Source organism: Levilactobacillus yonginensis (genome assembly GCF_003946265.1).
In the GTDB taxonomy this organism is placed as follows: Bacteria; Bacillota; Bacilli; order Lactobacillales; family Lactobacillaceae; genus Levilactobacillus; species Levilactobacillus yonginensis.
In genome coordinates, this window is the sequence record NZ_RHNO01000034.1 from 1 (window position 1) to 13,759 (window position 13,759).

A 13,759-nucleotide genomic window follows, 5' to 3' on the forward strand; every position below is an offset into this window, starting at 1 on the left:
AGATACGTTAGAATCCATGTATTAGAAGCTAGCTAATGGGAGAGGACTTCCATTTACACAAAAAATTTGACACTCCCCATTCTTCCTACAGTTTTCCCAAAAAGTCATCCAGCACCTGGTTAAAAGCCGCTGGCTGTTCAGCCATGACGATGTGCCCGGCGTGAGCGACAACCTTTGCCGTTCCATGAGGAGCCAGGTTCGCGCAGACCGCTGCGAATTTTGGATTAAAGTATGGTGACTCCTCACCGGCCACAATCAGCAATGGCACTTTTAATTGAAGCAAAACATCTCGCCAATCCTGGGCGGCATGGTCGACCAACAGTGGATAATTCAATTCCGCATCGTAAGGATACTGAGCGTTGATCGCCTGAACCTTAGCAAACGTGGCATCACTGATTCGACTGGCCGTCGCTTTCCCAAGTGGTTCACGTAATAACGTGGGAAATTGTTCCCAGGTAAGATTCTTGAATCCAAATGACCAGTCAGCATCAGCCACCATCTTGGGACTTTGATCAACGTCAATGACGGCCTGAACCTTAGCCGTTCCAAATAAGGAAACATAAGCAAAAATTGTGGCCGCGCCCATTGAATTTCCTAATAAAATAACATCTTGTACGTTCAAGTGATCCAACAACTCTGCCAGATCCATCGCATGCCGCGTAATTCGCCGGCCCTTAAACGTGTGGGCAGAGGCCCCTTGGTTGCGGGCATCCACGTTGATTACCCGGTAGCCTTGAGCTAACAGGTGCTCAACTTGATTTTCCCAAATAACCCGGCTTCCCCCGATTCCGGTCAGAATCACGACCGGGGTTCCAGTTCCCTGGTCATCGAAGGCGAGTTGAACGCCATCGTTGGTTGTAAACTTCATCGTTGTTTCCCCCTCTTCGTCGAAATTTAGTGTACGGCTATGTTGGAGGCGGGTCAACTTACTGTGAAAAATTGCTGCAAAAATCACACATAAAACAGCCCCGGTAAACCTAACTAGGTATACCGAGGCTGCTTTTAGAAGTAATCTACCTGAAGCTTGATGATTTTTAAAACCCAATCTTGCTTGTCATGACACTGATTTTAGCAGGCAAACCGGTGTGGCCGGACCGGAATGACACAGGCTGAGCCGTCACTGGTGGCCTATTTCTCTACCAACTAAACCCTGTTATCAGTTAGTCTCATAAAAAGTGGCACGCATACATCCTACAGCGGTGATCATGTTAAACCACAATCAGAGCCGGAGGAGGCCAGGGATGGCGTCAGCCGTGGAGGTGGTGTTAGCTGGCGATTTTCCAGCATACAGCACGGGCGACTTTGAAGACACGGATTTTTCGTGGCTTCAAATCGAGCGAGAAGCCTGGTGCTTTTCCAGTCTGAAGCGCCCCCACAGCGGACAGAATCCCTGGCCTCCGGAGTGCGGCCAATTCAGCAGTAGCTATACTTGCTAACACTGGATTGAACCAAACAATTCATCTTTAAGTCCTTAGGGATTTACGATTAATGTTCGTTAATTACTACTGCTAGTTTTACTTGGCATGCCTTTCGGAGCCCCGGATGGTTTGCCACTCATGCCCTTAGGCGCGTTTTTCATCTGGGTCGTTTGTGCTGATTTGGCCTGTTGTTGGCCGAGCAGGTACCCCGTGCCACCACCGCCGGCGAATAATATCATCCCGGCAACGACTAAGGCCAACCAATGTTTGGGCCCTTTACGACTTGGTTGCATGTAAACTTCATCCTTTCTGATCAATCGGATACCTTGACCATGGTTCCTAGTATACGGCGGTTTCCTTAAGTCTAACTAAATCAACTAACAACATTACTTGCAACGTCTTCAGTGATTCGTTAAAATAAGAACTATCAAATGGCAGTCCCTTATTAATATTCGTATATCGGAGGATGACTATATTTATGCGTAACGTCTATTTTAACCATGATGGTAGTGTTGATGACCTAGTTTCCTTACTGTTATTGCTCCAAATGAAAGACGTCCACCTGACCGGTGTGGGTGTCGTTGGTGCCGACTCGTACCTGGAACCTGCCTTAGCCGCCAGTCGCAAAATCATTGACCGGTTTGGTCATGGCGAACAGCTGGACGTCGCCGCTTCTGATTCCCGCGGCGTGCATCCCTTCCCTAAGGAATGGCGATTAGACGCTTTTAGTTTAGATGCCTTGCCAATCTTGAACGAAGCCGGCACCGTACATACACCGGTGGCAGCGCAACCCGCCCATTTAGACTTAGTAGCTAAGGTCCAAGCCACCGACGGCCCCACTACCCTGGTGATGACTGGTCCTTTGACCGATCTGGCTCGGGCTTTGGAATCTGATTCCAGCATCGCCGAGAAAATTGACCGCCTATACTGGATGGGTGGCACGTTTGATGGGCGCGGTAACGTCGCCGAACCCGAGCAAGATGGTACCACAGAATGGAACGCCTACTGGGACCCCGAAGCCGTTAAAACCGTTTGGGACAGCCAAATTCCGATTCAAATGGTTGGACTCGAAAGTACCCGTCAGGTACCATTGACTCCGGCTATTCGCCAACACTGGGCCCAACTGCGTCAACACCCAGCCATTGATTTCATTGGCCAAGGCTATGCGCTGGTTCCCGCTCTCCAACATTTTGAGACCAATTCCACCTACTTCTTATGGGATGTTCTCAACACGGTGGCTAGCGAATTCCCAGCTACCGTCACGACTAAACAGGTCATGAGTGACGTACTGACTACCGGCCCCGGTCGCGGTCGAACCTTTGAAACGCCGGATGGTCGCCCCGTCACGCTAGTTACTCAGGTCGATCACGATGCGTTCTTCCAACATATTGATGACCTCGCCATCTTAGCAGATGACTAGCATCCCTAACTTTTAGATGAAATCCAGCAAAAAAGCTGACCCAGCTGGTCAGCTTTTTTAGTCGTTACTATCGAATTCATCATATAGCTTCGACGTATCTGGAATCTCAACTGAAACAGATTTTTCATACTTCACATCAGTAATGTTAATATCCACAGACGTACTATCGCCGTAATCATCTTCAACGGATGCGTAACCTGAATAATGGTCCCCACCCGTGTGCCGCTCAACGGTGACATCTGTCGCCTCAGCATCCAAGTCAAAATCATCTTGAATCATGTTGGTGACGACATCAACCGCATCCTTAGACAGCCGCCGTTCCGTTGACTGTATTTTAGATTCACTGGACGACCTTGAACGACTGACCCGGGCAATTGAAGCTTGTTCAGCCTTTTGCTTAGCTTCCTGTTGTTTTTGAAAGATAACATTCATGGTAATAATCACCACGAGAGCCAGGCCAATCACAACCCCACCAATGGTGGCCCACTTCTTAAAATTGGGATTATTGAGAAATGCCCAGCGATTCGTTGAAGTTGACGTTGGCTGAGGCGTCGGTGTTGGTTGCGTCTGCTGTGGCGTCTGTGGCTGTTCACTAAATTTGTACCCGCAGTTTCGGCAAAAGACCGCGTCTGCTGGCAACTTGGTTCCGCATTGCGGACAGAATTTTTCCTGTGTCATTTTAATACCCCACTATATCACTAACGTAATGGTGTTCTGCCCCCGTTACGTCCTTAGTTTGAACAATAACGTGCTGTGGTGCAGAAATATCCGTTGCAAATAAATCGTAGCCATCCAGATACAACGTGGTGACATTGTTGCCGCCACCGATGCTGTCCTGATGACCGTTGCTATACATAAAGTACCGTTGGTTGGCGACCCAGAGTCCCTGCAATTTCTGCTCGGGGCTCTGCTTAAACCGCAACACAGCTTCGCCATTCTTCTCACTTAAAGTGGCAAGTTGGTCCGTACTGCTCATAGAAAGTTGTTTTCCACTATTCACCAACAATGGGACCCGCAAGGTCTTGCCGTTGAACGTTGCCGTAATCAAGGTCATTCCATCAGCGATTGGCGTCACGTTGCCTCGCTGATCGACTGTGGCAACCGCTGAATTTGTACTGCCCCAGACTACGGGATGGCTGACTGTTGTATCATCATCGTAATAAATTTCCACGTCCGCCTTCTGTCCCGGTTTCACGATTTGGTATTCACCCTTGTTGTCGTCAAACCACGAGGTTGCCAGAGCGTCCAAGGACAGCTTACGTACTTTCACCGACCGCTTCATGTTGAAGCGATAGCCAGCCGTATCCGTGACGTGGTAAGTCACCGGGTATTTACCGGGAACTTTGGTATTCACGTGACTAGTAGCCGTTACCTGAACCTTATCCGGTCGGGTAACCCGGAGTTGCTTGCCCGCTAGTGGTTTAAAAATCGTGTCTTGCTGGACTGATCGCCGTTTAAACGTTAACTGGGGCCGTTGAACCTTAGTCGTAGCGTTAGCCCGAATGTAGCCTAAATTTTGGTGATGATTCGTTAATCGATAATATGTATACCCCTTGCTGCGCACCCGTTTCGTCACCCAGAGGATCTGCTTACTGTAAGTTTTGCCACGATGCTTAACTGCCGTTGACCGAGGACTCTTCAGTAAGTTCACGCGGGTGTTACGAATGACCACCGGCTTTTCCGTGGCGGCTTGGGCCGGGTAACTAACCCCCATGCCCATGAACCCGATAACCACTGCTAACCAGAATTTGACGCCCTTATTCATGTGGGACTCCTTCCAAAACAATCTTTCAACCACTAAACCGATCATTAATTATGATAGTTGAATATTGTCCGTTTGACAATCTCAGATTCTTACTTATTGAAAGAAAAAGGGACAAGCCTCAGCCTGTCCCTGAAAATCCGCTTAATAATTACCAACGTACTGATGGAGTGCGCCACTATTATCTTTGGTTTCGACGATAATAGACCGCTTGCTGCCAAATATACTGTCCGGCGTGAAGTTACCTACCAAATCATAGAGGTCAACCTGAGGATCATACGGATTCTCTTCGATTGACTCATTTTCACCATCCAAATAAGTAAAATCAGTACCGTTCGTTGCCCACTGTCCTACATAGGTATGACCAGCAACGTGGGTCCAATTAACCCACGTGTGCTCAGCACCATAGTCAACAGTTGACCCATCATTCTTGCCAAATGTTAGGTTAGAGCTAGACGTCACTAAAACGGGGGTCTTAAAATTCTGACCAGCGAATGAGGCTTGAATCGTTGCCACCCCATCCTGGTTAAACGATACTTTACCGTTGCTATTGACACTTGCCACGCGACTGTCCGAACTTTGCCAACGAACAGCATGCTTAACCGTTGGTACGAAACTAAAGAGTGGTTCTAACTGTAACGTACTACCGGCATCGGAAGTTTGATAAATACCGAAATCGGGATCGGTAAAATTGGGGTTCTTAATTCCCGTCAGCTTAATCTGTTTTACAGCAATCGCACGACGCACATTAAAGTTATACCCGGCAGTATCAGTCACGTGATATTGAACCGTATAGTTACCAGGAACTTTAGTATTAACGTGACTCGTTGCTTTGATATGGACCTTATCTGATCGCGTGTAAGTGTATGTTAACGTATTAGGATTAAACTTGCTATCTTGTTCAATCGTATCACTTTTAAAATGTAACTTAGGCTTGCTGATCTTGGCCAACGCGGTTGATCGAATGTACCCTAAATTTCTCTTTTTATCAGTTAATCGATAATATACTCGTCCCTGATAGCTAGCCTTCTTCGTGGTCCACAAAACTTTTTTAGCATAGGTTTTGCCACGATGCTTAACTTTCGATGATTTAGGACTAGTCATTAGGTTAAAACTAGTCTTATAAATCGTGACTGGTGTCTTAGTCGCAGCTTGAGCTGTTTGTCCAAAAGCCAATGGAACCAGGACAACAGCCAACGCTAACCATAGTTTCCCAGATACTTGCATATGTATAGCCTCCAATAGATTCATTTAACAGTATACTGCATGCTAAATGATGGCGGCTACCACGGTTTTTACAAACCGAAACTTTTTAATAATAAAGTAGTTGGATATATTAATCAGTCTCATCTCACCTACTGATTATCGTTCAAATCCTGCCACAGTTCCTCGACCGACGCAAAGGTCTGTGTCTCGCCCATCTTCGCCTCTCGTTCAACTTCCTGACGCAACGCTTGTTTAGAAAGCTCAACGTCAAACGGCAGGGAACCGTCCGCCACGGACTGTTGTAGAAATAAATTGATGGCCGTGGTCAGACTCATGTCGTACTGCGCATATACTTTGGTTGCTTGTTCTTTTAGGCCGGCAACTAACGCCACATCAAGGTGTTCCGGTTGATTGATGTTCAGTTCTGAATGGTTCATACTCGTCACTCCTTCATAAAAGTCTACCTAACCTCACCTGCAAGCCAACTTTAGCATGGCCTTATAGGGTCAGACAACCGTTATCGTTTTAGGGTCGTCAGCCATTAAGATATTCAATTATTTGTCGGTGAATCGGCAATGCGGGTCATCTAATCGCCACCCACCTGCAGTGGGGAACACCTCCGGTTGAACGGTTTTTTGGAAACTAAGCTAGCTTAAATGCCTGAATGACAGCACTTACGCAATATTATTGCCGCACCACTAGGTAGTCGAGAGCGAGCCGAATCTGGACTCAGCCGTGGGATTTTCAAGCGATTTTCTTGAAAATGGCGGCTTGAAGACGTGCTTTACGGCTTCAAGCGAGGGGCAAGACCGCCTTTCGGCTTGTCCCGTCCTGCCCACCGCGTTCCGGTCCAAATTTGGCGAACGGTAACGCAGCAATTTCCCACCACGTCTGATTCAATCCTGGTTGTATCAGACATAGTGGGTGTTTCAGTGCTTTCGACTTTTAGATAACCAAAAAAAGACGCCTGTCCCCCCGTCCCGTCAGCCTTAAGGCTACCGTCGTGGTGTCAGACGTCTATGAATGTTAAAGCTTATTTTTCATCGTAAAGTGCAGCGACTTGTTCCTGAACTTGTTTGTGATTCAAGAATTCGTCATAAGTGGTATCTGCCCGGTCAACGATGCCCTTAGGACTCACTTCGATGATCCGGTTGGCAATCGTTTGGATGAACTCGTGGTCATGGGATGTGTAGATGATACTGCCCGTAAATGAAACCAAGCTATCGTTCAATGACGTAATGGATTCCAGGTCCAAATGGTTAGTTGGGTCGTCCAGTAACAGGACGTTGGCCTTACTCAACATCATCTTGGAAAGCATTGCCCGGACCTTTTCGCCCCCGGACATCACGTCGACTTCCCGGTTCACATCATCCCCAGAGAAGAGCATCTTCCCTAAGAAGCCACGTAAGAAGGTGTTGTCACTCTCTTCCTTGGAAGCAAATTGCCGCAACCAGTCAATGACGGACAGCTGGTTTTCAGCAAAGTAGTCGTTGACGTTCTTTGGCAGGTAAGTCGTGCTGGTCGTTTGACCCCACACAACGTTCCCACTATCTGGTTCCATTTCACCAGCGATGATCTGCATCAACGTCGTGGTGGTCAAGTCGTTCCGGCTAATGAAAGCCGTCTTTTCGCCTGGCCGTAACGTGAAGCTCACGTCATCCAAAATCGTGACGCCATCAATCGCCTTAGAAACGTGTTCCACCCGCAGGAGGTCGTTACCAAGTTCCCGTTCTGGGTTGAACTTGATGAAGGGGTACTTCCGTGAAGAAGGCTTGATGTCGTCCAAGGTAATCTTTTCCAACTGCTTCTTCCGCGAAGTAGCCTGCTTAGACTTGGAGGCGTTGGCACTGAACCGCGCCACGAAGTCTTGCAACTGCTTGATTTGGTCGGCCTTCTTGGCGTTCGCGTTAGCCTTCAATTGGGCAGCTAACTCACTAGATTCCATCCAGAAGTCGTAGTTCCCAACGAACAACGTAATTTTCCCAAAGTCCACGTCACACATGTTCGTGCAGACCTGGTTCAAGAAATGCCGGTCATGGGAAACCACAATGACGGTGTTTTCGTAATCCGCCAGGAAGTTTTCCAACCAACTAATGGATTGTACATCCAACCCGTTGGTCGGTTCATCCAAGAGTAAGACGTCGGGATGACCAAACAAAGCTTGACCCAACAGAACTTTCACCTTTTGTGATTCAGTCAATTCACTCATCAAGACCTGGTGCAAGGACTCGTCGATACCCAGCGCTTGTAACATTTGGGAAGCTTCAGATTCGGCTTCCCAACCGCCCATTTCACCGAATTCACCTTCCAGTTCAGCCGCACGGAGTCCGTCGGCGTCACTGAAATCAGGCTTCATGTAGATGGCGTTCTTTTCAGTCATGATATCGTAGAGCTTTTGGTGACCCCGAATGACCGTGTCCATTACCTTTTCATCTTCAAAAGCGAAGTGATCTTGGTTCAAACTAGACATCCGCTCGTTTGGTCCCATGGAGACGTTCCCGGTCGTGGGCTTCAACTTACCTTCGATGATCTTCAGGAAAGTGGATTTCCCAGCGCCGTTAGCGCCAATGACCCCATAACAATTCCCCGGGGTGAACTTAAGATTTACATCGTCGTAGAGCTTCCGGTCGGAGAACTGCATACTGACATTACTGACGGTTAACATGAACGATACCTCCTGTGATTTGTGCGTAAAAAACCAACGCGTCTGATTAACGGCAACGTTGGTTTCAACTTATATTCGTTATGACATGTTAGGGTAGTTTACCATAAAACCAAGCGACAAGCAACGCTTACGCTACGTCCAGGTCTGTTGGGCGGCGTAACGTTCCCGGTAAGATTTCGGGGTCATCTGGAAACGCTGCTTAAACGTCACAAAGAAGTTTTTCTCCGTCCGAAACCCCGTCTTGAGGGCAATGCTCTGGATGGATTCTTGCGACGTCATCAACAGCTGGGTCGCCCGTTCTAACCGAATTTGCCCGAGATAGGCCTTGGGTGAGATCCCCATGTATTCTTTAAAGTACCGGGAAAAATAAACACTGGAGTAGTTGAGCCGCTCTGCCAACTCAGCAATCGACACCGCTTGGCTGTACTTTTCCTGAATCTCCGTAACGGCCTGACGTAGCGGTTGCGGTAGCGGTAACTGGTCACTATTAACCTGACCATTAACAGTTAGCCGTTTTAACAACTGACCCACCAATTGATACTCCGCACCTAAACTCGCTAGGTAATCCGCTTGGTCAGCGGGTTCTTCGCCGCCACGTGCGGCGAGCGTACGAACGGCCCGGCCGAGCTCTTGATACGCGTCCTGGCTCAAGTCTAAGTCCAGTGGCCCCCAAATTGGTAACTGTTCGTTACCCACCACGTTGCGCAACCAGGCTGCCGGTAGCAAGAGCGTCATGACCTGATTATCATCATCTAGAAAAGTTTCATAACTGTGGACCACTTCTGAATTAATCACGTAGAGGTGCTCCGGTTGCATCTCGTAGGTTGACCCACCAATGTGGACGGTTCCTGGCTGACCTTTGTAAGCAAAGGCCAATTCAACTGCTTGATGCCAATGTGGTAAAACCAGCTTCAGACCAACAGTTCCGTGCGAAATCACCCGTAACGGCAACGCCATTTTAAAATTCAAACGTTCATGATAAGGCCGTGGCATGACAGGTCCCCCATTTCTGTTCGCGGCAAGTGGAAAACGGTTTCATTTCAACGTCTATTAAATAGACCAATTTCTTTCATCTAGCATACCACGTCTACTCGCTAGATGGTTAAATTTAGTAATTTAATCATCATATTACGGGATTATGCAATTATTCAATCCCCGGTACAATGAACTTGCAACATGCGGTGAGGGACTAAAATGTTTCCGCCAGTCAGGTTGCCCGTAGTCTGCAAGGACCGCAAACGTTCGCTGCTTGGTCTTGGGGGTCAAGCACGAGCGCATTCTTAAATAGCGTGGGCCGTAACCAGGCTATTTAACCAATTGAAACAGACCGCATTGATCAAGCGTTGGGGGACGACTGATCGACTGAAACTTTCCAACGATTTCACGCGACCAACGTTGCTTGCTTGGGGGAGCATTCATCGTTGGCTTCTTCTGGAGAATGCTATGGCCATTGGGGGCTACTGGGGGACTTAAAAGGGTTTGCGGTATTTTTGCCGCAAACCCTTTTTCATTAGTTTAGTAGTTCAAAACCTTAAAGTGCCGTCCTCCGGCCGTCAGGGAGGGGGGCTGCTGTGGGGACCGGACCGAGCCAAAGTGCGGTCTCACTCCTCGGCTTGAAACCACGCCCAACCCGCGCGTTTCCAAGCTCGTTCCGTGCTGTAAGCTCGCAGGACCCGAGCTAACACCACCGACACAGCAGCCCCCCTCCCTGACAACCTCCGGCTACGTTAGTTGTCACCCGCAACATCGTTATAATTGCGACCAAACTGACCGTGACGTTAGCGTCAGTCTCACCCGCATTATGCATTGGTAATCATGCTTACTAACCTATATCAATTTACCCAGCTAAATAGCAAATATTGCGAGTCACCCTGCCACCAGCTAACCAAAGAGGTCCTGACTAGTCCTCAAAGTCAATTTTATCAGTCAGCTCAAATGTAGCTCCCGGACGCCCAGGGCGTTCGGTGGCGGAATCAAAAAACTAGTCTGGTAAAATTTCCACGCTAGCCAATAAGTCATTTTTGATGGTCATCCGAAACGGACTAACTCCGTTGAATCCCTTACCAGTCACGTTCAGATGAACCGTCCAGGTTGTTGCATCGTCCTGCGTAAAGTCCTGTAAGGCAAACTGGGATTCCTTACCAATATTGTCGGTCTGATTCCACTTAGCAATCTCCGCCGGACCACGGTAAACATTGCCCCAATCATCCAGAAAAGCATCCGGTGCAAACTGAGCGACAAATTGCTCGGAATCAGCATCGTTAGTTGTTGTAATAAAATTCGTAATTGCGGTTGGTAAAGTTAAGTCATCCATAGTTGGTTCTCCTTTAAGTATGGGAGCATTATTCATTCAGCCCCTGAAGTGTCTTTAGTATGCAAGAATCCGTTTTCATTATCAAGCAAATTGGCTCTTTAATTTAGATTCGCCAGCAACTCACATTACTGGTAGCTGCAAGTCTCCACCGTCTAAATGACGTGCCACCAAACTACTTCTTGCAATGAACCTGGCCAGGGCGTAATCTTTCCGTAAAGGGGATTGATAATCATGGATGAAATTGTCTATTTTGAATATTCTACAGGGGCGCAAGCAATCGATCCAAACATTTACCAATATAAGGTGGATGGAAAAAAGATTTTAAAAATCGATTATCCAGATAGTAACGGCTTCATCGCCATTCATAAAAAGAACGATGAAACGGAGTACGTGAAAGCTAGCTTTATGAAGTTCAAAACGCAGAAACACTAATTAACATGGCGGGCGTAGGCAAAATCCGGATGGATGATGTCTATCGCCTTTTTAATTTCAGTGTCCTCCCTTCTGTGCATTAAGAAAAGCCTTACCAGGTAAACCCGGTAAGGCTTAACGACTCAACAATCGCTTTAATTACCATAGTACTCGTAGGCTTTCAGATGCTTAGATTGCTGCTTCGTCTTGTAGGCGAAGGTAGCAAATGTATCCCGCTCACCATATTCCTTAAGCACTTTGATTTTCTTGCCATGATAGGTCTTGGTGATAATCTTTTCATGAAATTTAATCTCATTAAACGCACTTAACTTAGGCTTCTTGCCTTCTGGCCAAAACGAATAATAAATATTATTATTGGATTTTTTGAATGCATAGAGCCAAGAATCGGTCCCCTTTTTTCGACTAATTTTGTGTAACTTGAAAACTGAGGTGGTACCTGGATCGTAATCAGTCCACTTCTTAGCGGTGATCTTCGTTCTCGTACCGTTATCCTTGTTATACCAAGTTCCCCGAAAATTTTTCGGAAAACTAGTCATTGCTGTCAGCTTGGCCGCGGAAGCCGTGTCAGTTGGTAAGGTTACTGCAACGCCACCAAAGGTCGCAGCCGCCAGTGTCGTTAATAGAATATTTTTGATTTTCATTGCTGAACTAACCCCTAACTCAAATTATGTATTATTGGGTAGACGACTTCGTACTTGCCCACCACCCAAACACCATTGTACAAAGTTAGGGTGACACAATTTGTCATTAGCAGAAATTGAGAGTGAAATATTGAAATTTCTGGATACAGTAAAGGCCCGGCATGCCGGGCCTTTACTGTACGTTTTAATTTTCAGCGTTAATTATCTATTTTTAACCGAGTACCAGTTACCGCTGAAACAACCACCCAATTAATCGCTGCGGGTTTTCGCAACAGTAGCCACAGGGCGCCAGGGCTGGTGCCCGCAGTGAAAGTGGCGTTAGTTCGGTGATTTTTCCGAGCTTACGCCACGGGACGAGCTTGGAAACACGCGCTCTGGGCGTGGTTTCAAGTCGAGGAGTGAGACCGCCCTTTGGCTCGCTCCGGTCCCCACAGCGGGCACCAGCCCTGCCGGCCGGAGGCGGCCATTCCAGCACCGACCACAACGCTAGTTTGAAGACGGTTGTTTCTGCTGCATACTCTCGGGACGTTTCAGAAGAAAGGCCATCAGGTAAGAGATCACCAGGAACACCGAAACGACCAAGTAAGGATAGTGCGAGTTCATATCCAGCAACATCCCCGACATGATGGGCCCAACAATGTTCCCCACACTAGTCAACGACATGTTCAAACCGTTGATCAGACCTTGGTTGGATTCACTAGCCTTAGTCAGCAAGGTGGTGATAGCTGGCCGGAGTAAATCAAAGGCGGAGAAGACGATCAATGTGGCAATCATAACTTCTAATTTGGTATGAGCTTGCGTAATCCAAATCACACAGACTGCCCCCAGAAAGAAACACACCCGGATGACTCGCCGCTCGCCCCATTTGCTAACCAGGGTATCGAACATCGCGACCTGCAAGAACAGTGAAATCAACCCGTTCAGCGTCAACACCAACGCAATGTTGCTCAAGCTAAAGTGGAAGACTTCGTTGACGTAAATACTGTAGATACTTTCAAACCCTTGCAGTCCAAATGAGGATACCAAAATCATGGTAAACAGAATAATGATGGGCACCGTCCAGAACGCCCGACTCATTGGATGCGCCGTTGGTTGCGTTGCCGCCTCAGAGGTATCCGCTGCCGCCCGCGTTTCAGCGTCGCTAGGCAATAGACTGATCAGCACAATCGCACTGATCAGGCCCAAGGCCCCGGCGGCCCAGAAAGGCGTCTTGTAGCTGATACCAGCCAAGATACCACCGATTCCGGGTCCCAGGATCAGGCCCCCGCTAAATGCAGCCGACAGCCAGCCAATTACCCGTGCCCGTTGCCGCTTCGTCGTAATATCTGCGGCCAAGGCCATGGCAGTTGGGACCACCATTGCGGCAGACAGTCCACCAATTACCCGTGAAACGTTGAAGACCCACAACTGGTTGGTCAACGCGAACAGAACTTCAGATACCATGAATAGGAACAGCCCGGTCGTCAGGACTGGCTTCCGACCAATCTTATCGGATAGCCGCCCAATCAGGGGTGAGGCCACGAACTGGGCAAAGGCAAACAGGGAACTCATGATTCCCATGTCCGTTGCGGTCAGATGCAACTGCGTCTTCAAGAATGGCATCACTGGAATCACCAAACTAATCCCCAAACACACTAAAAATTCACTAAATACTAAAATAAAAATGGCACGCTTCGTTTTCTTGGTCACGGCGGCTCACCCCTTCTCTCGTTTTTTTCGACAATATTATCATGATAACAATAACCTATATAAATCGTCTAATTAAACGCTCATTTTCACAGAGAAATTTTAGTATTAATTGAAATATAAAAGTGCCCAGATAAATGTACTAGTCCCTGTCAAGTTGACGGATGAAATACTATAATTTTTGTAGATTTGATTAAGCGGCTTCACCGCGGTAT

The 13,759-nt window shown here is 47.7% G+C and carries 14 protein-coding genes; 3 read left to right on the plus strand and 11 right to left on the minus strand.

What is annotated here, in order from left to right; genetic code table 11:
- Positions 1-85: 85 nt before the first annotated feature.
- Both EKM87_RS11525 and EKM87_RS11530 read right to left on the minus strand, forming a co-directional pair.
- Positions 86-868 carry an alpha/beta fold hydrolase gene (locus EKM87_RS11525; RefSeq protein WP_125684861.1) on the minus strand — a complete coding sequence of 261 codons (783 nt, stop codon included), beginning with the start codon at positions 866-868 and terminating at the stop codon, positions 86-88.
- A gap of 627 nt (positions 869-1,495) precedes the next feature.
- On the minus strand, positions 1,496-1,711 hold the full coding sequence (locus EKM87_RS11530; RefSeq protein ID WP_125684863.1) for a hypothetical protein: 216 nt from the start codon (positions 1,709-1,711) through the stop codon (positions 1,496-1,498).
- A gap of 185 nt (positions 1,712-1,896) precedes the next feature.
- On the opposite strand from EKM87_RS11530, the gene EKM87_RS11535 reads away from it, so the two are divergent.
- Positions 1,897-2,838 carry a nucleoside hydrolase gene (locus EKM87_RS11535; protein WP_125684865.1) on the plus strand — a complete coding sequence of 314 codons (942 nt, stop codon included), beginning with the start codon at positions 1,897-1,899 and terminating at the stop codon, positions 2,836-2,838.
- Between the two features lie 57 nt (positions 2,839-2,895).
- Here EKM87_RS11535 and EKM87_RS11540 read toward each other — a convergent pair whose 3' ends face one another.
- The 6 genes from EKM87_RS11540 to EKM87_RS11565 all read right to left on the minus strand — a co-directional run bounded on the left by EKM87_RS11540 (position 2,896) and on the right by EKM87_RS11565 (position 9,464).
- Positions 2,896-3,516, minus strand: coding sequence for a zinc ribbon domain-containing protein (locus EKM87_RS11540; protein WP_125684867.1), 621 nt, complete (start codon positions 3,514-3,516; stop codon positions 2,896-2,898).
- A gap of 1 nt (position 3,517) precedes the next feature.
- A complete protein-coding gene (locus tag EKM87_RS11545; RefSeq protein ID WP_164506499.1) occupies positions 3,518-4,603 on the minus strand; it encodes an immunoglobulin-like domain-containing protein in 1,086 nt (361 codons plus the stop codon).
- 141 nt (positions 4,604-4,744) lie between these two features.
- Positions 4,745-5,827: an immunoglobulin-like domain-containing protein gene (locus EKM87_RS11550; RefSeq protein WP_164506500.1), complete on the minus strand. Its 1,083-nt coding sequence runs from the start codon at positions 5,825-5,827 to the stop codon at positions 4,745-4,747.
- A 128-nt stretch (positions 5,828-5,955) separates the two neighbouring features.
- Positions 5,956-6,243 carry a type II toxin-antitoxin system RelB/DinJ family antitoxin gene (locus EKM87_RS11555; protein ID WP_125684873.1) on the minus strand — a complete coding sequence of 96 codons (288 nt, stop codon included), beginning with the start codon at positions 6,241-6,243 and terminating at the stop codon, positions 5,956-5,958.
- 596 nt (positions 6,244-6,839) lie between these two features.
- Positions 6,840-8,471 (minus strand): ABC-F family ATP-binding cassette domain-containing protein, encoded by a 1,632-nt coding sequence (locus tag EKM87_RS11560; RefSeq protein WP_125684875.1) that lies wholly within the window; start codon positions 8,469-8,471, stop codon positions 6,840-6,842.
- Between the two features lie 132 nt (positions 8,472-8,603).
- A complete protein-coding gene (locus EKM87_RS11565) occupies positions 8,604-9,464 on the minus strand; it encodes an AraC family transcriptional regulator (protein ID WP_125684877.1) in 861 nt (286 codons plus the stop codon).
- A gap of 324 nt (positions 9,465-9,788) precedes the next feature.
- On the opposite strand from EKM87_RS11565, the gene EKM87_RS12430 reads away from it, so the two are divergent.
- On the plus strand, positions 9,789-9,944 hold the full coding sequence (locus tag EKM87_RS12430) for a hypothetical protein (RefSeq protein WP_164506501.1): 156 nt from the start codon (positions 9,789-9,791) through the stop codon (positions 9,942-9,944).
- 508 nt (positions 9,945-10,452) lie between these two features.
- On the opposite strand, the gene EKM87_RS11570 is transcribed toward EKM87_RS12430, so the two are convergent.
- Positions 10,453-10,785 (minus strand): nuclear transport factor 2 family protein, encoded by a 333-nt coding sequence (locus EKM87_RS11570; protein WP_125684880.1) that lies wholly within the window; start codon positions 10,783-10,785, stop codon positions 10,453-10,455.
- A 231-nt stretch (positions 10,786-11,016) separates the two neighbouring features.
- On the opposite strand from EKM87_RS11570, the gene EKM87_RS11575 reads away from it, so the two are divergent.
- Positions 11,017-11,217 (plus strand): hypothetical protein, encoded by a 201-nt coding sequence (locus tag EKM87_RS11575; protein WP_125684882.1) that lies wholly within the window; start codon positions 11,017-11,019, stop codon positions 11,215-11,217.
- A 134-nt stretch (positions 11,218-11,351) separates the two neighbouring features.
- Here EKM87_RS11575 and EKM87_RS11580 read toward each other — a convergent pair whose 3' ends face one another.
- Both EKM87_RS11580 and EKM87_RS11585 read right to left on the minus strand, forming a co-directional pair.
- Positions 11,352-11,858, minus strand: a complete 507-nt coding sequence (locus EKM87_RS11580) for a hypothetical protein (protein WP_125684884.1) — start codon at positions 11,856-11,858, stop codon at positions 11,352-11,354.
- Positions 11,859-12,344: 486 nt separating this feature from the next.
- On the minus strand, positions 12,345-13,547 hold the full coding sequence (locus EKM87_RS11585; RefSeq protein ID WP_125684886.1) for an MFS transporter: 1,203 nt from the start codon (positions 13,545-13,547) through the stop codon (positions 12,345-12,347).
- Between the last annotated feature and the right edge of the window lie 212 nt (positions 13,548-13,759).

Bases quoted from the DNA above. Each gene is read 5' to 3' on its own strand.
- EKM87_RS11560 (WP_125684875.1), bottom strand. From the start codon at position 8,471: ATGTTAACCGTCAGTAATGTCAGTATGCAGTTCTCCGACCGGAAGCTC.
- EKM87_RS11555 (WP_125684873.1), bottom strand. From the start codon at position 6,243: ATGAACCATTCAGAACTGAACATCAATCAACCGGAACACCTTGATGTG.
- EKM87_RS11575 (WP_125684882.1), top strand. From the start codon at position 11,017: ATGGATGAAATTGTCTATTTTGAATATTCTACAGGGGCGCAAGCAATC.
- EKM87_RS11550 (WP_164506500.1), bottom strand. From the start codon at position 5,827: ATGCAAGTATCTGGGAAACTATGGTTAGCGTTGGCTGTTGTCCTGGTT.
- EKM87_RS11565 (WP_125684877.1), bottom strand. From the start codon at position 9,464: ATGCCACGGCCTTATCATGAACGTTTGAATTTTAAAATGGCGTTGCCG.
- EKM87_RS11545 (WP_164506499.1), bottom strand. From the start codon at position 4,603: ATGAATAAGGGCGTCAAATTCTGGTTAGCAGTGGTTATCGGGTTCATG.
- EKM87_RS11570 (WP_125684880.1), bottom strand. From the start codon at position 10,785: ATGGATGACTTAACTTTACCAACCGCAATTACGAATTTTATTACAACA.
- EKM87_RS11580 (WP_125684884.1), bottom strand. From the start codon at position 11,858: ATGAAAATCAAAAATATTCTATTAACGACACTGGCGGCTGCGACCTTT.
- EKM87_RS11540 (WP_125684867.1), bottom strand. From the start codon at position 3,516: ATGACACAGGAAAAATTCTGTCCGCAATGCGGAACCAAGTTGCCAGCA.
- EKM87_RS11530 (WP_125684863.1), bottom strand. From the start codon at position 1,711: ATGCAACCAAGTCGTAAAGGGCCCAAACATTGGTTGGCCTTAGTCGTT.
- EKM87_RS11525 (WP_125684861.1), bottom strand. From the start codon at position 868: ATGAAGTTTACAACCAACGATGGCGTTCAACTCGCCTTCGATGACCAG.
- EKM87_RS11535 (WP_125684865.1), top strand. From the start codon at position 1,897: ATGCGTAACGTCTATTTTAACCATGATGGTAGTGTTGATGACCTAGTT.